This window comes from Dyadobacter sp. SG02 (assembly GCF_900109045.1).
Classification (GTDB): domain Bacteria; phylum Bacteroidota; class Bacteroidia; order Cytophagales; family Spirosomataceae; genus Dyadobacter.
Window position 1 is genome coordinate 114331 of sequence record NZ_FNYL01000017.1, and the last position, 19420, is coordinate 133750.

Consider the following 19420-nt stretch of genomic DNA (forward strand, 5'->3'; position numbering starts at 1 on the left):
TTGCTTCCGATGGAAGAAGAAGTTCATTTCGAATCGATACTGGAACGCCTCCCCAAAAAGGGAGGCGAATTTTATATGATGGTACCCGACGACGTGGCCGCACAGTTCGTCGAAGGCCGCAGGCCCGCCCGTGTGCGTTGCGTGATCAACGGTAACGTACATTTCCAATGCGCCATCCGGCCGAAGGGCGGGGGAGGGTTTTATATTAATGTGGCCACGCAGCTCCGCCAGCAGGGTAAATTGGTGTTAGGCCAAAAGCTGCACGCGACCGTCCGCAAGGACGATAGCGAATACGGCCGGGATATGCCCGAGGAATTGCAGGAGCTGTTGGAGCAGGACGAAGAGGCCAAACGACTTTTTGAAAACGCCAAACCTGTGAACCAGCGGGCCATTATCCATTACATCGCCAGCGCCAAATCGGTACAGGTGCGGATCGACCGGGCGATAATGATGACGGACCGGCTTAAAGCGGGGAGGATAGTGTAGTGGTCAGGTGTCGTCGAGTGTAGTCAGGTATTGTCAGGTATTGTCAGGTGTATTCAGGTGTAGTCAAGTGTTGTCAAGTGTAGTCCGGTATTGTCAGGTGTTGTCAAGCGTAGTCATGTATTGTTTTCCTTTCAATGACAATGCATGACAATGCATGACGATGCATGACAATACTTGACAATACTTAACAATACTTGACAATGCATGACAACACCTGACAATATCTGACGACATTGACAATACCCGACCATGAATGACAACGAATGACCATTCCTGACTAAAATCGTCATTCGTCGCGGTTCGTGACGTTCCGGTATTGGCTCGGCGAGATGCCTTCTGATTTGCGGAATTGCCTGCCGAAGTAGTTCAAATCGGAGAAGCCGAGCTGGTAGCAAATGTCCGAAATGCTATCCTTGGTATGCGAAAGGAGCTGTTTCGCTTTTTTGATTTTTTCCCTCAATATAAAATCCAGCGGGCTGATGCTGAACTCGCGTTTGAATGCGCGGTAGAACGACGCCCGGCTCATGCATGCCTTCTCGCTCAGCTCTTCTACCTGGATCTTCTCATTGATATTGGCCTTAATGTAATTCACGACGAATGCCAGCGGACTGTCCTCGTGCAGGTAGGAGGCGTCTTCCGTCGCCGCCAGGTGTTGCGTCTGGATAATGTGGACGATAAGCTCCTGCAAGGTAAGGTCGGCGAGGATGTCCTTGCCCAAGGCAGTACCCGAGCAGATTTTAATGAGCTTGTTGAGCGTCTGCGCGAGTTCGATATTGTTGAGGAAATGGTACTGGCTATGCTGCAACGACCAGAATTGCTGCCGGCCCTCGCGCGGATAAGTTTCGCTGAGGCGGTCGACGATCTGCTGGATTTTCATCTGATCGATCGCCAGGGCAATGCATTGGGTAGGATTGTCGAGCTGGGCTTCGGGGAAATCGATTTTCATCGTCACATTGGCCGGTACCAACACCGTTTCGCCCGGCAGGTAATCAAATCCGGGCTGATCGAACAAATGCATAACCTTTTTGCCCCGCAGCATGCTCGTTACCACAAAATCCTGAAAGGTGAGCGGTACCAACGCCGAAGGCTGTAAAGTTTCGAACAGATTTAACTCGCAGTTTTCCAGCGTGAATGCCCTGCGGTTCTCCACCAATGTCTTCAATGATTTCTCCCCCGAAACCGCCACCTGATCCAATCTGAAACCCGCTGCCATTGTTCTTTTGCTTTTATAAAATCAATACCATTTCTCACATCACGCCCCCATCCCCACCACCAACCCCTCTTTGACAATACCTGACCAAACCTGACCAAACCTGACCAAAAATGACCACCCTCCCTTTCCTCCATCCTCCCCATCTCCATTTCTTAAATATAATTGTTTTTTGAAAAAATGAGATAATTATCCTAACACTTGACACGATCGTGCCAATGATTAACGCCCTGCTCAGCTAGGTTTGTATCATCAATCATTTCTAAATATAACCTTTAATCATGGATACGATCACCGAAAAACCGGCAGTTGAGAGTAAGACGTACAGCAGTGAAAATCTGGCTAAACGGCCTGATTTTAAGGAAAAATATGATAATTATATCAACGGCCAGTTCGTAGCGCCGGCCAAAGGCGAGTATTTCGAAAACGTCTCGCCGATAGACGGCCAGGTGTTCACCAAAGCTGCACGTTCGACAAAGGAAGACGTGGAAGCGGCCCTCGACGCGGCGCATGCGGCGTTCCCTTCTTGGAGCAAAACTTCGGCGGCCAACCGCAGCAACCTGCTTCTGAAAATCGCGCAGGTGATTGAAGATAACCTGGAATACCTGGCTGTTGTCGAAACCATAGACAATGGGAAAGCCATCCGGGAAACCCGTGCCGCTGATTTGCCGCTTTGTGTCGACCATCTCCGTTACTTCGCGGGCGTGATCCGGGCCGAGGAAGGCAGTGTTTCGGAGCATGATGAAAATACGGTTTGCATTAACCTGCATGAGCCGTTAGGTGTCGTGGCGCAGATTATCCCCTGGAATTTCCCGTTGCTGATGGCGACCTGGAAAATCGCGCCTGCATTGGCGGCCGGTAACTGCGTGGTGGTGAAGCCTGCCGAGCAAACACCGACTTCGATCATGATATTAATGGAGCTGATCGGGGATATCCTGCCTCCGGGCGTGCTCAATATTGTTACCGGCTTTGGTGTGGAAGCCGGTAAACCGCTCGCATCGTCGCCGCGCGTGGCCAAAGTCGCATTTACGGGCGAAACCACTACCGGACGGCTCATTATGCAGTACGCGTCCGACAACCTCGTGCCGGTGACGATGGAGCTGGGCGGTAAATCGCCTAATATCTTCTTTCCGTCGGTAATGGATGCGGATGACGCGTTTCTGGACAAGGCGATCGAAGGAGCGGTGCTGTTCGCATTGAATCAGGGCGAGGTATGTACGTGCCCGTCGCGTATGCTCGTGCACGAAAGTATTTACGACCAATTCATCGAAAGGGTTATCCAGCGTACCGAAGCGATCAAAATGGGCCATCCGCTCGACGGCACCACGATGATGGGCGCGCAAGCCTCGAACGATCAGTACGAAAAGATTTTGTCCTACCTCAAAATAGGCAAGGAAGAAGGTGCGGAAGTACTCGCCGGCGGCGACGCACAGACTTTTGAAAATGGCATTTCCGGTGGCTACTATATTCAGCCCACCATTTTTAAAGGCCATAATAAAATGCGGATCTTCCAGGAAGAGATTTTTGGTCCGGTGGTGTGTGTGACCACATTCAAAACCACCGAAGAAGCCATTGCCATAGCCAACGATACACTTTATGGCTTGGGCGCTGGCGTATGGACGCGTGACGCGCACGAGATTTACCAGGTACCACGGGCGATTCTGGCGGGTAGGGTGTGGGTGAATAACTACCACGCCTATCCCGCCCACGCTCCGTTCGGCGGCTATAAAAAGTCGGGCTTTGGCCGGGAAAACCACAAAATGATGCTGGGTTACTACCGCCAGACGAAAAACATGCTGATTTCGTACGACAAGAATAAGCTGGGCTTTTTCTGAGGATATTATGACAGAGCGCGTATTAATCACTCCCGAAGCCGAAAAAGTCGTGAATCGGCTTCGGGAGGTGCATGGGGAGCTGATGTTTCATCAAAGTGGAGGTTGTTGTGACGGCTCGCAGCCTATGTGTTTCCCGAAAGGTGAGTTCCGCGTGTCGGATAGCGACGTGTTATTGGGGGAAATAGGGGGCTGCGAGTTTTTTATGAGCCGAGATCAATTCGAATACTGGCAGCATACGCAACTGACGATCGATGTCGTGCCAGGCCGCGGCGCGAGTTTCTCGCTGGAAATACCATTAGGCGTGCGTTTTATCACCCGGTCGAGGCTTTACACGCCGGAAGAAGCCGGTGATCTGACGGCAGTCGACGTCTGAAAGTCGCATATTAAAGGCAGGTGTAGTCAGGGGTAGTCAAGTGTAGTCAGGTGTAGTCAGGTTTTGTCAAGTGTAGTCAAGTGTAGTCAGGTTTTGTCAGGGATTGTTTTCCCAATGACAATACCCGACTATACCTGACTACACTTGACTATAAATGACCACACCTGGCCAACCCGTGTAGTTAATCTTTTACACGATGGTTTCGCACCTTTCTTGTCGTTTTAGCACTTATTGGTTATATTTGTTCAAATCGAGCGGTTTGCTGACTGGGAAAATCAAGGTCAGCTATATCTATAACACATCTGTAAATCAGCGGATTTATGGATTTTAAAAGCTGAATTTTGAATTTTAACGAATTTGAACTCCACGAAGACGTGCTGAACGCCGTGGATTCCATGAACTACCAACAGGCAACGCCTATCCAGGAGCAGGCTATACCACACATTATCAGCGGCAAAGACCTGCTCGCTTGCGCACAAACGGGAACCGGCAAAACCGCCGCGTACCTAATCCCCATTCTCGACAAGGTAGCCCACGAGGCCAACGAGCATACCGGTGCACTGATTCTGGTGCCTACCCGTGAACTTGCCGTGCAGATCGACCAGCAAATACAGGGGCTGGGTTATTTTGTGGGTGCTACCAGCATTGCCGTGTATGGAGGAAACAAAGGCCCCGAATGGGACCAGCAGAAAAAAGCATTGACGCAGGGCGCCGACATCATTATCGCTACACCGGGCCGGCTTATCGCGCATTTGCAATTGGGCTACGTCCATTTCCGTGACTTGCGGCACCTGGTCCTCGATGAGGCCGACCGTATGCTCGACATGGGTTTCCTGGGCGATATTATGAAAATCATGAGTTACCTGCCAACGGAAAGGCAGACGCTGATGTTCTCTGCCACGATGCCTTCCAAGATCGGCGAGCTGGCCAAACGCATCCTGAAAGATCCGGAAGAGATCAGGCTGGCGGTATCGCGCCCTGCCGACCGGATCGACCAGCAATTTTACTTGGCCAGAGACGAGCAGAAACTGCCGTTGCTGATGCATTTGCTGAAAGGCGTCGAAAACATCAGCATGGTGTTATTTACTTCGCGCAAATCCAATGTGGAGCCGGTCGTGCGGGCGCTGCGGAAACTTGGCCTGGGTGCGCACGGCATTTCCTCCGATTCGGAGCAGGGCGAGCGCGAAATTGTGCTGCGCGATTTCAAAAACCGACAGTTCCCGATCCTCGTCGCGACCGATGTACTATCCCGCGGCATAGATATTGATAATCTCAGCCATGTGGTGAACTACGACGTTCCCCGCGACCCAGAGGATTACGTGCACCGTATAGGGCGTACGGCACGTGCCGAATCAAAAGGTACTGCCATGACGTTCATCAATGAGCAAGATCAGAAGTATGTATTGAAGATCGAAAGGCTTTTTGAGAAGGAACTGGAGAAAAAATCCGTCACCGCGGAATTGGGACTGGGCGAGGCTCCTGTATTCGAGCCGCAACGCTTTCGTTCCGGAGTACGTAATGGTAACAACAGGAATAAGAAAAAGAAGGATGGACACGGAGCTCCAACCGCGCGGAAACCACACCGCGACGCAAGGCCCCGGGACACCAGCGCGGCGGCGAGCGTAACCGCCACACCGGTCGAAGGCGTAGCGCCTTCGGCGGAAGCAGACCGCAAACCGAAACGCAGAAATAAGCGGAGGAGGCCGAAAAAGGATCAGCCGCAAACCGTAAACCCTACTGAGGCACAGGCCTCTTGATCAGAGTTAGTCAGACGTGAGCATTGTTTGTCTTGCTTATTCGTCATGAAAGAACTTAAATTACGTACACTTGGACCGTTTGATAGATTGGATAAGGAATTATAAATTCAGCGTATCCGATCCTCCCATCATCACGATGGAGGGCTTGTTTTCGCTGTTGCTGCTTTTGCTTCTAAGCTTGCTTGCGGTATTTTTCCACCTTGTCCGCATCCTTTTCAACTCCCCGGTTGATTTTTCACTCGACTGGAACCTCTTCCTGAGCTGGATACCGCTCATTATCGCCTTCTTAGCAGATAATCTCACGAAGCGTTTCGGGCATATTCCGGTGGTGTTGGCCCTGTTCAGCATTGCTTGGCTGGCATTCTTCCCGAATGCGCCTTATATGATCACGGACCTTGCACACCTTACCGTGGATTACCAGCGCGACCTCACTTGGCACGACACCATTATGCTGTTTTCCTACGCCGAGGTGAGCCTGTTCAACGGTCTGGTGTCGCTCTACTGGACCCATCGCTCTTGGCGCCGGGTATTCGGGCGGAAGTCGGCTAACACCCTGCTGCTCATCAGTCTTCCGCTCGCAGGCTTTGGCGTGTATCTCGGTCGGGTGCGCAGGATGAACAGCTGGGACATCATCCACGAGCCAAAAGCTATTATCAATCACCTCTTCGAAAGTCTGCTCGACCGGACGGCCTGGGTATTTGCGATGGAGATCGGGATGCTGCTCGGGATACTGTACCTTGTATTGTGGGGTGTGATCCGGTTCCGTATCCGCCATTCAAGAAAGAACCCCGAATCCAATTAGTTCGTGATGAGTGTTAGTGTTGCGGACCGGGAGTGGCGACCTCTCCATTGACGATTTTCAACACATCAGCCGCCTGTTTTGGGATAAAATTCCCCGCTTTTAAATTTCAGAATGGACCCGTTAGAAATTTTATTTCAATGCGAGCATTTGGTTGCGATCAATAAACCCAATGGCCTGCTCGTACATCGCTCGCCCATCGCCAGCGATGCCAGCGAGTTCGCCGTGCAACTCCTCCGAGACCAGCTGGGGCAAAAAGTGTACCCCGTCCACCGCCTCGACCGCAAAACTTCGGGTGTGTTACTATTCGCACTGGACGAAGCGACCAACAGTGAAATGCAGCGCAAATTCATGGAAGGACAGGTCACCAAGACTTACCACGCGATCGTGCGGGGATACACGCCCGACGCCGGTGAAATCGATTACCCATTGAAGCGCGATGACGGCGTAACGCAGGACGCAGTAACCCGTTTCGAAACATTAACGCGCACCGAAGTGCCTTTCGCCATTGGACAACATCCCACCAGCCGCTACTCCCTCGTGAAACTGAACCCCGTCACAGGCCGCATGCACCAGCTCCGGAAACACATGGCGCATATCCTGCACCCGATCATCGGCGACCGCCCGCACGGGTGTAACAAGCAGAACCGATTCTTTAAAGAGCATTTGAATATGATGCAGATGATGCTGCATGCGGTGGAGTTGGGGTTTGTGCATCCTGTGAGTGGTGGGCCCGTGAAGATACAAGCGCCGTTTCAACCGGAGTTCGTGCGAATGCTCAATGCTTTGGATTTGAATGCGGAAGGTGTCCGGGAATAGGCAGACGCCGTGTTTAGTCACTCAGGTAATATGATTGAATTCCGCTGTTGGCAAAAAAGCCTTATATTTGCCCATGCTTTTGAATATGTTTTCTGAATGTGGCTAAGTCATTGCATTTAGGACTGTTAAAAGGCAAGACACTCAACGTAAACTTTTAAGATTTTGTTAAAAACTTCTCGGGTCATCCGACCGGCCGTGGCTGCATTGAAGCCGGTTTTGGACCCAATTCCACTTACCCGTGCTAGTACCAGGCACATGCAGCGAACTGGGATGTCATATGCTGGGTTCGTTAATGCAGCAATCACCTCATCCGACGCGCTAACCAGCCGCCAGAGTTCAAACTTCTATTATTGGTTATCTGCTGCCAGAATCACTGGCAACTCAATTACGCAATCGATGTACTCAAATCAAAACGGGGGATATCGCGTTGTGGAGGGCGTTGCTCGACGTCAACGGTAAATTCACTTGTGATTACTCTATCTAGTCAATAATTCCAGCATCAATTTTGTTGGCATTTCAATCAAAAGCCTAATGAAGCACAACACAAAATTTTTAGATGGCGTACGTCTTGTACTAGCGCTATGGGTGGCAGTGGGGCACCTTTATAAGTATATGGGCGGGGAATCATTTCTTGACATACCTATTATTGGCCGTTTAGTATTATACAACGGTGCCGCCGTGGATGGATTTATGGTAATTACTGGGTTTCTTATGATGTATCACTATTCATTAAGGGAAAACAAAGAGCCACCAACAGAGCGCAGTACTGCAATGAAATTTTACTTGCGCCGCCTTTTTAGAATATATCCGCTTTACCTGCTGGGAATTATCGCCGCCTATTGTCTTTTTAGTTTTAATGCGACCTGGGTAAATTCAAACTATGAATTTTTCGCCGGGCACAGCAACGTATTTACAACCACATATAACATTAATAATGTACCCGGGTACATTGATCTGTTGACGCATCTTACATTTTTACATGGCTTTATTCCTGGTCAGAATGTAAGTATATTGGGCCCGGCATGGAGTCTGTCGCTGGAAATGCAGTTTTATGCAATATTTCCGATACTTTTTGTCATTTTACTGCGTGGGAAAAATACAGCGATGATAGCCTTTTTTGTAATAAGTCTCGTCTGCCTCTATTTATCGCCTATTATTTTCGGAGACTGGAATCGTAGCGGGTCGTTAATATCATTGGGGGCACCTTCGATGATAACACACAAGCTAATTTACTTCTACTTTGGGATGCTGATATCAAACGTGCTGATGAGAAGATCTTCCTGGACTTTATTGGCAGTATCAATTGTGCTTGCTGCACCGGTAATGGGAATCGTATCGACGGGCGTGTTGATGATCATCGTGTTATTTATGTTTGCCGACGATATTCATTATAATTGGATAAGTTCTCCATTGCAAATAACCAGGAATGTTTTCTCCGGAAAGGTGTCAAAATGGGGCGCTGACGTATCTTATTCGCTCTACCTCATTCACATGATAGTGATGCCGGGCATCATTCATTTCGCCATATCTCTCGGGTTGAATAAATATTTAACGGGAGCCTTAGCATTATTCCTTTTCCTGGGGGTGAATTTTGTGATTGGTACATTACTTTATCAATATCTGGAAAAGCCATTCATTAATATTGGCAAACGGGTTATTACGACTAAGGAACAACAATTGGTTGTAAACGTATAAGATATATCACTTTCTTCAATCGTCACTAGGTAGCACCTTGTTGGAAGCGTCGCTGAGCGTTGCAACCGACAGGTGCTAAACCTAAAAGAAAGATTCATTCAGGAAAGTGAACTATCAAAGCATCAAACACGCATGGCAAGCTCCTTGTGAGGTGATCTGGAAAGGGGTTTTCCTCCGCGCAGGCCAGCATCGTGCTTATTTCCAGTACTTTCCGTTTTCAGGATTCCTGGCTTCTTGGCAAGTTCGACGAGGCTGATGAAATGCTTCACACTGAACCGCTCCATCAGCATCCTGCGATGGTATTTTAGCTCGATCATGGAAATTTTCAGGTTATTGGCGATCGTCTTGAACGGTTCGTCCCTCGACAGCGCTTCGAGAATGGCCCGTTCGACGCTCGACAAATATTCGACGGACGGCGCACCCGTGGTTATTCCCGTCGATAGTATCTTCTGAACATCTTCCGATAAAAACAGATTGCCTTTCTGTACTTGTGCTACGGCGGCAAAAAGCTCCTGGGACAGACAAGTTTTGGTCAGAAAAGCCTTTGCGCCTAACCGCATGTAGCTTCTGATCAGCCAATCGTCGTTCAGGGAGGTCAAGACGATTATTTTGGTCTTCTCGGAGTCCAGGCGGAAGATAACATCCACACCTTTATCGTATTTACCATTAAAACAAAGCTCGGTAATCACAAGGGTCGGCGTCGCCTCGCGGGCTTCCGCCACGAATGCCTGGATTGAACTATAATGATCTATCGATTCAATGTCGGGTAATGAGGTCAACAAATTCATTCTGAGCGCTTCCGTGAAGATCTGATGGCTATCGATCAATGCTATTTTCATTGTTGGAGGGTTTAAGGACAGGCGATTAATGTGTTGCCTGCCAATGGGTTGGTGATTTTGTGAGAAAATACAAACACGCCGTTCCTTACCCATGAATGCACCGAATGAAGCCGAGATCCCGTCAAAGAGATTCGGACAGCTTCTGCCATGAAAATCTCGACGCTGATTCTAAGCAGCGATTTCCAGGGATGAGGCGGTGAAAATGGGCAGGGAGCGCCAGGCGGCTAATGCGTGTACCCGACTGTGCATTGGGACGGCCGATCGTCAGGAGATGCCGATTGTTGCTGCGTGATCGGTGAAGAGATCCGGCCCGGTCGGCCGGTAAGGAAAATGGTTGCTGGTGACATCTTTTATAAATTAACGTTGAATAAAATCTCAATTTATCAGGTCACCATATCCTAAGTCAGCTGTGACAATCGTCGGAAGCCTGCTTTCGCGGATCATCGAAATACGTTGATCGGATATGGATATCAGTGCGTGAAAATGCGGGACCAGTGCCCCAAAAAAAGAAAATGTTTGGTTGAAACTATACAACAAACTTTATTATCACAAATCGCAAATTGACGTATATTGTAATTATTTGAAGAATTATTAAAATAATTATATTAATAAATTGGAAAGTTTTATTTTGTCTGTGCGGACCGTCGTGGCGTGTGTCAATTTGTTGAATGCGAGCTTCTTACATTTAGATGTTTGCTATGTTGGGCGGTAGTCCCCAGGCAGGCGCAATCAAAATAATACAAATCGTAACGTTCCCTGATATACGCAAAATGGCTCATCGAGTCGAATAGGGCGGCCCGGGAATGTAGTATTTGTAACCTGCAAGTTAATGACGAATGAAATGCAAGAGTACTATTACTTCTACACGTCGATGCTTCGGATGAATTGCTGTCGTGGAGACGTTGTGAAGGAGTTTTACAGTGCTGACCGATAGGTAATTATGTTGTAGAATGTAACAGGAGTTACAACCTAAACCTCGAATTAGGTCACTACATTCATATCGATTTTACTCAACGATATAAGGAAGGGGATCTTGCGCAATGCAGATCCCCATTTTTTGTTTTAGTTGGCTGCAACTTGCTGTGGCCTGAATTTGACCACCTTGTTGCTCTGGGGCTTCACAGTTTGCAGGTAGGCAAAAATCGCACGCAAATCACTTTCCTTCATGCCCGCGTACATCGTCCATGGCATGGGGGTATTCATGTCGTTCGGGCCGACTTTGTGTGGTTTGTAGCTGGAATCGGCGTAGGGTTTGAAGCGCGCTACGAATGCGTCGGCCGTCCAGGAGCCGATACCGTTGGTTTTGTCGGGTGAAATGTTTGCGGAGGTGGTGATCCCATTCGGCATGATGAATTCCATCCCGCCGCCAAATTCCGTTCCGGGTACTTTTTCGCCTTTCTCGCGTTTGCTGTGGCATTCCACGCAGCTGGCCGCAGTGGCCATATAGCGTCCGTAGGCGACCTGGTCGGTTTCAGCGGGGCGTTTTGCGAGATTGGCTTTCGCAGGCATCGTATTGATGAGGATGTTGACCGGGAAGTCGTAGGCTGGCGCGTCGATGTCGTGCTGCACGGGCGCGAGTGTGCGTATGTAGGCGATGAGGCTGTAAATGTCCTCCTGGTCGAGCTGGCCGTAGTTCAGGTAGGGCATGATGGGGAAAAGCGCGCGGCCGTCCTTGCTTGTGCCGGTGGTAATGGCCCGGAAAATCTCGCCGTCGGTCCATTTGCCGATGCCGTACGGCGTGATATTTCTGGCATAAAACACGCCGGGGAAACCCATGTCGCGGCTGAAAAGCTCGCCGCCGCCGCCGAAATTGCCTGCCGCCAGCGGGGCAGAGAACAACGACCAGTCGCGGGTACTGTGGCAATCCATACAGACATTGACGTGGTTGGCCAGATACTCGCCGCGTGCGATCCGTTCCGGCGTCTTTTCAATGGTCACTACCGGGGCTTCGCCCACGTCGGGTAGTGCGGTTTTTACATAGGTGGCGGCGGCCGCGGCGGCCAGGATGAGCACCAAAAGGAGAATGCCCACGATTTTGAGCAGCTTTTTCATAACAGAGGGGTGACAGTAAATGGTGAATTTGAGGATGGGTCAAAAGGTACAAAAATTCTTATAAAGCTCAAATACTTAGTTATTTACGGAAAATTGGAGAAGAAGCTTGCAACGTTTAAATGCAACATTGTGTCTAAAAACTCGAAATTCTAACCCGATCGCTGCCATGAAAAGAATATTACGCGCAAGCTGCCTTGCATTGCTGATGCTTTCGTGCTATCCGAGGGAATCGGAGCCATTTGTAGGCAATGAGAAATTCAATGGCACGGGTTACCGGCCTGTTTATAAAAATCCCGAAGAAATATCGAAGATCGAAGTCCAGGCGGCGCAGGCGCTCAAAACGCCTGGCAAAATCTACACATACGATCGTTACCTGTTTATCAATGAGGTCGGCAAGGGCATTCATATTGTCGACAATTCCGACGCGAAAAAGCCTGAAAACCTTTCATTTGTCTCCATCCTGGGCAACTATGATATTGCGGTTAAGGATAACTGGCTCTATGCCGACAATTTCTCGAACCTGCTCGTTATCGACATTGCGGATCCCAAGGCCCCCAAGGTCACGAAAAGCATTCCCAATGTCATTCCTGTTCATGATTATCCACCTTTGACCGGCATTTACTTCGAATGTGCCGATTTCAAAAAAGGCGTCGTGGTGGATTGGGAAAAGGTGGATATGGAACAGCAGCCCAAATGTTACCGGTAATCATTAAAAGCCATTTATTAGCTATGAAAAAGTTGATACCCTTCCTGTTCCTGGGGCTTGCCGTGGCGGGCCTGATGCTCCTGCTGAATGCATGCGGCGATAGCTCCGATTCCGCCCCGAGCCCTCAAACGGGCACCGGCGGATCTATGGCACGGTTCGCCATTACAGGGAACACACTGTACATCGTTTCGAAGGAATCGCTCGAAGTGTACGATATCAATGATGGCCAAAATCCGACAAAAACGGTGACGAAGAATCTCGGTGTGGGAATTGAGACCATTTTTCCATATCAGAACAAGCTTTTCATCGGCTCCAACGATGCCATGTACATTTATGATAACAGCAAACCCAATGCGCCGGAGCTAACGTCCAAATACACCCATGTGGTTTCCTGCGACCCGGTGGTGGTGCAGGGGCAGTATGCCTACGTGACGCTTCGGGCGGGTACGAACTGCCGGCCCGCAGGGTCTTTCAGCTCGCTGGACGTGGTGGATATCAGCGACCCGTCCAACCCGCGGATGGTAGGGAGCCAGCGGATGGACTCGCCCTACGGACTGGGCGTGTCAGGAAACAAACTGTTCGTGTGTGAGGGTGACAGAGGTTTTCGAATGATGGACATTACCGATCCAAAGGTGCCCATTGAAAAGCAGTTCTTCCAGGACGTACCCGCCTACGATGTGATCGTGCGTAGCAACCAGCTGATCGTTACCGGCAAGGGAGGTCTGTTCCAATACAAATACGACGATTCGGATAGCCTGCAATATCTCAGCAAGATTCCGGTCCTATGAGAAGTACACTTTTTATCTTCTTTGTATTGCTGTGTACGCTGGGAAATTCCTTCGCCCAGCCGTTCGATGTGGAAACGACCAAGCGGCACGTCATTATCAAATATTCGCCGGCGGCGATGTTCGATTTCGACAACACCATTCAGTTTGGCGTTGAAATACCTCTGGGTAAGGGAAATTTTGCGTTGCAACAGGACCTCGGCTACGGTCCTTCGCGAATGAGCTCCTGGCAGAACGACGATAATGACGTGGATAAGCAAACCTTTAAAAGCCGCACCCATTTGAGGTGGTATTTTATGGAGAAGAGAAGGATGCGCGCCTATGTCGGGCCTGAGTTTCTGTTCAAAAAAGTGGTGTTGAGGGAATCTCAATGGATAGGGAAGGATTGCAGCGGACCGTGGGGACCATGCAGCTTTTTTCAAAACCAGGACGTCCGGATCGATAAGAACGTTGTGGCGGGGCACGCGCGGTTCGGCTGGCAGTTTATTAAATCGAACCGATTCGTATTTGATGTCTTCACAGGTATCGGATTCCGGCATATTTTCAACACCTCGCACTCCCCCGGGGTACCCGACTACGAAGTCCGCGGAATCGATGACGTATGGGAATTCCTCCGGCCCAATGAAAGCGACCTTCGCCCCAGCGCGGTCATGGGCTTCCATTTGGGGATTATTTTGGGAAAATACCGCAGGGATTGAGTACATTACCATTCAATACCTTAACATCGGAGAACCATGGACAATGCTATCAGCTGGTTTGAAATCCCAACCACCGACCTCGATCGCGCTACCGCTTTTTACGAAGCGATTTTTCAGATCAAATTCTTCCCGCTCGACACGCCGAACCTCAAAATGCGCATGTTCCCGATCGATAATATGGCGACGGGCGTAGGCGGGGCGCTCGTGTATAGCGGTGGATTCCACAAACCATCCGCTAGCGAGGGGCCGCTGATTTACCTCAATGCGAACCCGGACGTACAGATCGTGCTCGACCGCGTGGCGGGTGCCGGCGGCACGGTGATCGTCCCCAAAACGCAGATCAGCCCCGAATACGGCTATATGGCGGCATTCATCGATTCGGAAGGCAACCGCATTGCGCTGCATTCTGCACCGGTCGCCTAGTTTTCCAGAATTATATTTTGACCTGCAATGTCAGGTAAAAGCCGCGCCCGTCGGACGGCAGGATACCCGGACCGGGATAGCCTGTTGCGCGGCGGGTGAAATACATTTCGTTGGTCAGGTTGTTAACGCTACCCTCGGCGCGGAACCGCTTCCATTCGTAGGAAAGGCTCACGTCCATGATCTTGTAAGCGGGAATAAGCCCGACTACCGATGATACACCGCCGTCGATAGCATTGGTAGCTTCGGAAAACTGGTCGGTGAGGTGCGTGAGCTGGAATGAACCTTTCAACTTTTTGTAGCCCAGCCGCAAGCCGGTTTTCAGGTTGACTTTCGGTACAAATTCCACCTGGTTGCCCTGCACGCCCGGAATTTCACTGTGTTTGTATTCTGATTTAATGAATGCGACATTGCCGAACAGGACGCCACTCCAATCCGCATTCCCGCTTCGCGCGAGCCTGAGGAAATCGGCTTCGGCGTAGGACTCCACACCCATGATAATGGCCTGGCCGACATTGCTTCTCAGCCGCAATACGCGGTTGCTTTCGTCATAGAACTGCACTTCGCCAATGCGGTTGTCATAATTCAGGTAAAAAAGGCTCACGTCGTAATTGAACAATGTGGTCTGATGGCTGCGCACACCGAGGTCGATGGAGTAACCTTTTTCGTCTTTCAGATTCGGATCGATGACAGACGACGGGTTTGCAATGCGCATATCGCTGAATGTGATCGAACGGTAGTTTTGGGAAATGTTGCCGTAAAGTTCCACCTTCTCAACAGGCTTGTACCCGATCCCGATGCCGGCAAGCAGGAAATGCCGGCCGTTGGTACGGTACTCGTCGGTGCGCGAGATGTTGATGACATTGCCCGCGAGGTCGCGCGCGATGTTGCCGTAGTAGCCGTCCGCGGTGGTTTTAATGTATTCAAAACGCAAGCCCGGTGTAATGGATACCTTGTCGTTAATGTAAAAGATGTTTTCTGCAAAAAGCGCAATGTTGCGGTTCGGGAAGCGGTAGTCATAGGTAATGAACCGGTCGGGTTCTACGAATGTGAAATCAGCGTCTTTCCCCTTGGTACCCAATCCCTGCAAATTGTGGTTGTACCCATAATAATAGCGCCCGCCTACCAGCAGCACCGACATTTTCTTGGCAACGGAATATCTTTTCAGGTAACGCGCCTCGGCTCCCCAGTTAGTGAAATCACCTTTAATGAGGTCGCGCTCGCTGTTATCGTCGATCGTCGCGACGCGGTTGGGGCGGAAACCGAGCGAGTACCGGTTGGCAGCCAGCCCGAAAATGCGCAGGTTGAATTCGTTGCCCGCATTAAAACGGTGGTCGAAATGCAGGGCGGCCATGTTCCAGTTGACGTTGAACCAGTTGCGTTCGCGGTTGGTCTGACGGGGGTTCTCGGCAAACATGGCGTCCGAAAGTCCGCCGGGCTGCTTGGCCAGGTAATGCATGTGTGTGATATCGAGGCCAATACTGGTTTTTTCGGACAGCTTGTAATCGAGATCGGTATAAAAAGTATAGTTATTGAAACGGGAGTTCGCACGCCAGCCGTCGGCCCTTTTGTATTGAAAAAAAGTGTAGTAACTCAATTTTCCTACGGTCCCGCTGGCGCTGGTAAATGCATTGTAAAAGCCGAACGAGCCTACGCTTTGCCGTGCTACTACCTCTATTTTGCGATCCTGAACCGGTTTTTTCATCACAAAATTGATCAACCCGCCAAACTGCGTACCATATTGCAGCGAAGCCGCGCCGCGCACGATCTGGATCTTGCCGACCGCTTCGATAGGAGGGGTATAATAGCTCTCGGGGTAGCCGAGGGCATCGGCGCTGATGTCATGGCCATTCTGCCGTACGTTGAAATTGGCCGTCCGGTTCGGGTCCAGGCCGCGACCACCGATATTGAGCTGCAAACCGCCGCCCTCGTTTTCCCAGATATTCAACCCGGCCACGCGTGAATATACTTGCCGCGCATTGTTGGTCGATAGGTTGGCTACCAGCTGATCCGGCGTGATCACTTCCGATTTTTTGCCTTCATAAATCCCCATGCTCTCCACGCCCCGCAACCGCGAGAAACCGAAATCCGCTGCTTTTTCCTTCACGGTCAGCTCGTCCAGGTTTTGTTCCGAGGAGGTCAGATAGAGATTGAAATGCATGTCTTTACCGCGCGCATTCAATTGCTTTTTTTCAATGCGGTAACCCGACAGCATTGTTTGCAGGGTATAGTTGCCATTTGGGACGGAGGTAAATGCAAACCTGCCTTCTTCGTCCGTAACAGTCGTGAGGTTTTCGTTCAGAAAGATCGTGCAGCCTTTGATGGCTGTGGAATCGGATTTGGAAAAAACGCGACCGGACAGCCTGGTTTGCGCCATGGAAATACTGCCAATCAGCAGCAGGAGGGGTAAAAATTTATAGACCTTTAATTTCATTGTTGAATGGGGTAATCCAGGATTTGTGTCGGAAGGAGTCGCTTTGCTGTGCCAAATCCACGTCCGGCGCGACCAATGGTTTGCCGGTGCGCCCGTTCAGGGCTACATACGAGTCCACGTACACCTGTGGTTGCGTGAAGCCGCGCGCGGCATAATGGTCGCGTAGCATATGGGCGTATTGCAGGATCATGTCGGGTTGGGTCGACATCATTTTTTCCTGCAAGCGTGTGAGAAAATCGTTGTTGTTGACGACCCGGTGTTTTCCAGTGGCGTCCATGACGGTAAATTGCGTGTAACCAGCCTTTTCCATCAACATAACCCTCCAAGAAAAACGATAACCTTCCTCTGTCCAGAAAAGCTCGTTGGGATAGAGCAGATACCGGAAAGGGAAGATGATTTGGAATACAAAAAACAATATAAAAACTGTGTAGACAGCCGGTTGCAGCAATGTGGGAAACCGGTAGCGGCCTGTCGGCTTTGTGATGGCCGTTTGTAGCCTGAATGCACGCCCGAAGCCGTCGATGAGCTTCTGGTGAAATGTAGCAGGGAAAAATACCAGCGCGGTTACGATCATGATGTACGGGAACATGCCGATCGGGAAAAGCAATGAAGTGAGCAAGTGAAACACTACCACCGACGTGTAGGCAAATGGCCGGGTCCGGCGATTCCAGAGCAGAAAACCTACACTTAGATCATAAACACAGCCTATCCAGCTGAAAATGTAGGCAGTCTCCAAATGATTGAACAGGGGGCCGATGACCGGCGTGTCGTTTTTGGCCGGCAACCATATTTTCATGGGTAATGCTTCCAGAAGCCAGTCGCTGTTGAGCTTGGCGATGCCTGCGTAGCAATACAGCATGCATACGATCACCCGAATGCTGTCGATGCACCAGGCGGGAATTTGACCAGCCCGTAATGCTTTATTTTGCCGCGCATCTACCGAAAACATCGCATTCGCGGGCAAAAAGATGAGCATGAAGCACAGTAGGCTCACAAAATAGTAGTGGTTGAGGTAGGTGCTTTTGTCCATGAGCTCGATATAGGTAAAGCTCAGGAAAAGCGCGACGGAGGCGAGCCGGTAATGCCAGCCGATGGCGACAAGCAACGCCGAAATGCCGCAAACCGCGAACAGGAGGTAAGTCCATTCGCCCAGCGGTTTTACGAACTCGAAACCATAAAACGGAAAGAAGAATTGCGGGCTGATATACAGTTCCCTGACCCACCCCAAAACCATAAAACGGCCTGTGCTGATGACCAGCATCAGGCCGAAAATGGCCCTGAATACGGCCAGGGGAGCTGCCGAGGTATATTTTTGCAGATATGCCCGCATTGTTCGGTACTAGTCGCCGTCGTTGTCGGTGTAGGTAATGGTAATGCTCATGGCGGAAGTCATATCGACTTTCAGCATGCGTACGGCCTTTTGCATTTCGGTGTACGTGTCTTTCATGGCCTGGTTGTTGGTTTTGACCTCTTCGTACAGGTTAGGCTTCAATGCGTCGAGCTTGGCGGTAGCGACTTGAAATTGTGTGTTAATGCTTTCGCTCAACGATTTGCCGGTACCGCTATCCTTCGCGCCCAATGCATCGAGGTAACTTCTGAGGCCGGGGCCTGCTTCGCCGGTAACTGCATGTTTTCCGTTGAAGAAATCGGCATAGGCTCTGTGCGCCGCCTGCGCGAGTGATTTGGAAATGTCTTTTTTGTAAAACGCCTCTACCTTTTCAGGTGCCGGAATGCCGTTGGCCATAGCGCCGGAAGGAATCCCGAACTTGCCCGATCGAATGTAGCGCTCGTAATGCAGCACGGTACCATTGACCATCAGAGAAGTGGATGAACCAATGTCGAGGCCGGTTTTGCTGATGAATGTATTGAGGTACTCGCCCTTCCATTCGCCGATCACTTTGCCCAGCAGCGACTCCATGCGCGTGATCACACGGGTAACGTACGCGAGCTTTTTGGCGGCGTCTTTGTCGGCGGTGTATTGTGCAAGAATGGCCGTATCGTTGGCGCCGAGGCCGTTGATGAGGTAGTCGAGCGCCGGGAAACCCTGGGTAGGGTAGGATGCAGGTACTTCGAGGCTCGATGTCGGGTCGGTGATGTTGGCTGCAATACCTGCTTCGCTGGCAGGATAGATGTTGAAGAAGTTGCGGATCGTCTGTTTCTCGGCCGGACCGAAATCGAACAGTTCTACGCGCTCCCATGCTACGTATGCGTCAGCCCACGCGTTGCGGAACTCGCCCAAAGTCTGTGCATCGGGCTTAGCCGTGAATGCCTTCGATTTTACCGCCATCAGGTCGAATTTGGTTTTGAACTGATCGTAGGAGGGGACAATAATGTTTTCGGCCAGGGCTTTGAGCATTACCGACCGGTCTTTCCCTTCGTCCGTCGGCTGTGGGTCGGGCTTATCGCTTCCGCCCGAACAGCCAAGGAAAAGCAATGTCAGCAGGAGCGCGAAGTACTTTTTCATTTTATCAAAGATTAGATTTTAAACGACAAATGGTGGACCGACAAAATT

17 protein-coding genes are annotated in these 19420 nt (G+C 50.4%); 11 read left to right on the top strand and 6 right to left on the bottom strand.

Annotated features, from left to right (window positions below; genetic code table 11):
• Positions 1-9: 9 nt before the first annotated feature.
• Positions 10-486, top strand: coding sequence for a YdeI/OmpD-associated family protein (locus BMW93_RS30525; RefSeq protein WP_090385543.1), 477 nt, complete (start codon positions 10-12; stop codon positions 484-486).
• Between the two features lie 286 nt (positions 487-772).
• Here BMW93_RS30525 and BMW93_RS30530 read toward each other — a convergent pair whose 3' ends face one another.
• A complete protein-coding gene (locus tag BMW93_RS30530) occupies positions 773-1699 on the bottom strand; it encodes an AraC family transcriptional regulator (RefSeq protein ID WP_090385546.1) in 927 nt (308 codons plus the stop codon).
• Between the two features lie 278 nt (positions 1700-1977).
• Between BMW93_RS30530 and BMW93_RS30535 the strand changes: the two genes are divergently transcribed.
• From BMW93_RS30535 to BMW93_RS30560, 6 genes are all read left to right on the top strand, one after another.
• On the top strand, positions 1978-3531 hold the full coding sequence (locus tag BMW93_RS30535) for an aldehyde dehydrogenase family protein (RefSeq protein ID WP_229241024.1): 1554 nt from the start codon (positions 1978-1980) through the stop codon (positions 3529-3531).
• 7 nt (positions 3532-3538) lie between these two features.
• Complete coding sequence (locus BMW93_RS30540; RefSeq protein ID WP_090385549.1) at positions 3539-3904, top strand: DUF779 domain-containing protein; 366 nt, start codon at positions 3539-3541, stop codon at positions 3902-3904.
• A 341-nt stretch (positions 3905-4245) separates the two neighbouring features.
• On the top strand, positions 4246-5661 hold the full coding sequence (locus BMW93_RS30545) for a DEAD/DEAH box helicase (protein ID WP_090385553.1): 1416 nt from the start codon (positions 4246-4248) through the stop codon (positions 5659-5661).
• 70 nt (positions 5662-5731) lie between these two features.
• On the top strand, positions 5732-6463 hold the full coding sequence (locus BMW93_RS30550) for a DUF1361 domain-containing protein (RefSeq protein WP_229241026.1): 732 nt from the start codon (positions 5732-5734) through the stop codon (positions 6461-6463).
• 111 nt (positions 6464-6574) lie between these two features.
• A complete protein-coding gene (locus BMW93_RS30555) occupies positions 6575-7279 on the top strand; it encodes a pseudouridine synthase (protein ID WP_090385556.1) in 705 nt (234 codons plus the stop codon).
• Between the two features lie 531 nt (positions 7280-7810).
• The gene (locus BMW93_RS30560; RefSeq protein WP_090385559.1) at positions 7811-8974 is read left to right on the top strand and encodes an acyltransferase; all 1164 of its coding nucleotides are present in this window, start codon (positions 7811-7813) and stop codon (positions 8972-8974) included.
• Positions 8975-9096: 122 nt separating this feature from the next.
• Here the strand turns inward: BMW93_RS30560 and BMW93_RS30565 are convergent, their stop codons facing one another.
• Together BMW93_RS30565 and BMW93_RS30570 are read right to left on the bottom strand one after the other, a co-directional pair.
• Positions 9097-9813, bottom strand: a complete 717-nt coding sequence (locus tag BMW93_RS30565; protein ID WP_177194245.1) for a response regulator transcription factor — start codon at positions 9811-9813, stop codon at positions 9097-9099.
• Between the two features lie 1062 nt (positions 9814-10875).
• Positions 10876-11865, bottom strand: a complete 990-nt coding sequence (locus BMW93_RS30570; protein ID WP_090385564.1) for a c-type cytochrome — start codon at positions 11863-11865, stop codon at positions 10876-10878.
• Between the two features lie 166 nt (positions 11866-12031).
• On the opposite strand from BMW93_RS30570, the gene BMW93_RS30575 reads away from it, so the two are divergent.
• Genes BMW93_RS30575 through BMW93_RS30590 form a run of 4 tightly spaced genes read left to right on the top strand, consistent with a single transcriptional unit; the run spans position 12032 to position 14477 of the window.
• Positions 12032-12571 carry a hypothetical protein gene (locus tag BMW93_RS30575; RefSeq protein WP_229241028.1) on the top strand — a complete coding sequence of 180 codons (540 nt, stop codon included), beginning with the start codon at positions 12032-12034 and terminating at the stop codon, positions 12569-12571.
• A 23-nt stretch (positions 12572-12594) separates the two neighbouring features.
• Positions 12595-13359: an LVIVD repeat-containing protein gene (locus BMW93_RS30580; protein ID WP_090385570.1), complete on the top strand. Its 765-nt coding sequence runs from the start codon at positions 12595-12597 to the stop codon at positions 13357-13359.
• Positions 13356-14054 (top strand): DUF3575 domain-containing protein, encoded by a 699-nt coding sequence (locus tag BMW93_RS30585; protein ID WP_090385573.1) that lies wholly within the window; start codon positions 13356-13358, stop codon positions 14052-14054. The genes BMW93_RS30580 and BMW93_RS30585 overlap by 4 nt, the downstream gene beginning before the upstream one ends.
• A 36-nt stretch (positions 14055-14090) precedes the next feature.
• Positions 14091-14477, top strand: a complete 387-nt coding sequence (locus BMW93_RS30590) for a VOC family protein (RefSeq protein WP_090385576.1) — start codon at positions 14091-14093, stop codon at positions 14475-14477.
• 10 nt (positions 14478-14487) lie between these two features.
• Here BMW93_RS30590 and BMW93_RS30595 read toward each other — a convergent pair whose 3' ends face one another.
• The 3 genes from BMW93_RS30595 to BMW93_RS30605 are packed head-to-tail and all read right to left on the bottom strand — an operon-like array spanning position 14488 to position 19372.
• Complete coding sequence (locus BMW93_RS30595; protein WP_090385578.1) at positions 14488-16908, bottom strand: TonB-dependent receptor; 2421 nt, start codon at positions 16906-16908, stop codon at positions 14488-14490.
• Positions 16889-18238 carry an HTTM domain-containing protein gene (locus BMW93_RS30600; protein ID WP_090385581.1) on the bottom strand — a complete coding sequence of 450 codons (1350 nt, stop codon included), beginning with the start codon at positions 18236-18238 and terminating at the stop codon, positions 16889-16891. The genes BMW93_RS30595 and BMW93_RS30600 overlap by 20 nt, the downstream gene beginning before the upstream one ends.
• Positions 18239-18247: 9 nt before the next feature.
• Positions 18248-19372, bottom strand: coding sequence for an imelysin family protein (locus BMW93_RS30605; protein WP_090385584.1), 1125 nt, complete (start codon positions 19370-19372; stop codon positions 18248-18250).
• Positions 19373-19420 lie beyond the last annotated feature (48 nt).

Excerpts from the sequence above, each read along its gene's own strand:
- BMW93_RS30570 (WP_090385564.1), bottom strand. The coding sequence starts at position 11,865 with ATGAAAAAGCTGCTCAAAATCGTGGGCATTCTCCTTTTGGTGCTCATC.
- BMW93_RS30605 (WP_090385584.1), bottom strand. The coding sequence starts at position 19,372 with ATGAAAAAGTACTTCGCGCTCCTGCTGACATTGCTTTTCCTTGGCTGT.
- BMW93_RS30530 (WP_090385546.1), bottom strand. The coding sequence starts at position 1,699 with ATGGCAGCGGGTTTCAGATTGGATCAGGTGGCGGTTTCGGGGGAGAAA.
- BMW93_RS30525 (WP_090385543.1), top strand. The coding sequence starts at position 10 with ATGGAAGAAGAAGTTCATTTCGAATCGATACTGGAACGCCTCCCCAAA.
- BMW93_RS30585 (WP_090385573.1), top strand. The coding sequence starts at position 13,356 with ATGAGAAGTACACTTTTTATCTTCTTTGTATTGCTGTGTACGCTGGGA.
- BMW93_RS30540 (WP_090385549.1), top strand. The coding sequence starts at position 3,539 with ATGACAGAGCGCGTATTAATCACTCCCGAAGCCGAAAAAGTCGTGAAT.
- BMW93_RS30565 (WP_177194245.1), bottom strand. The coding sequence starts at position 9,813 with ATGAAAATAGCATTGATCGATAGCCATCAGATCTTCACGGAAGCGCTC.
- BMW93_RS30600 (WP_090385581.1), bottom strand. The coding sequence starts at position 18,238 with ATGCGGGCATATCTGCAAAAATATACCTCGGCAGCTCCCCTGGCCGTA.
- BMW93_RS30595 (WP_090385578.1), bottom strand. The coding sequence starts at position 16,908 with ATGAAATTAAAGGTCTATAAATTTTTACCCCTCCTGCTGCTGATTGGC.
- BMW93_RS30580 (WP_090385570.1), top strand. The coding sequence starts at position 12,595 with ATGAAAAAGTTGATACCCTTCCTGTTCCTGGGGCTTGCCGTGGCGGGC.
- BMW93_RS30535 (WP_229241024.1), top strand. The coding sequence starts at position 1,978 with ATGGATACGATCACCGAAAAACCGGCAGTTGAGAGTAAGACGTACAGC.
- BMW93_RS30555 (WP_090385556.1), top strand. The coding sequence starts at position 6,575 with ATGGACCCGTTAGAAATTTTATTTCAATGCGAGCATTTGGTTGCGATC.
- BMW93_RS30590 (WP_090385576.1), top strand. The coding sequence starts at position 14,091 with ATGGACAATGCTATCAGCTGGTTTGAAATCCCAACCACCGACCTCGAT.
- BMW93_RS30575 (WP_229241028.1), top strand. The coding sequence starts at position 12,032 with ATGAAAAGAATATTACGCGCAAGCTGCCTTGCATTGCTGATGCTTTCG.
- BMW93_RS30560 (WP_090385559.1), top strand. The coding sequence starts at position 7,811 with ATGAAGCACAACACAAAATTTTTAGATGGCGTACGTCTTGTACTAGCG.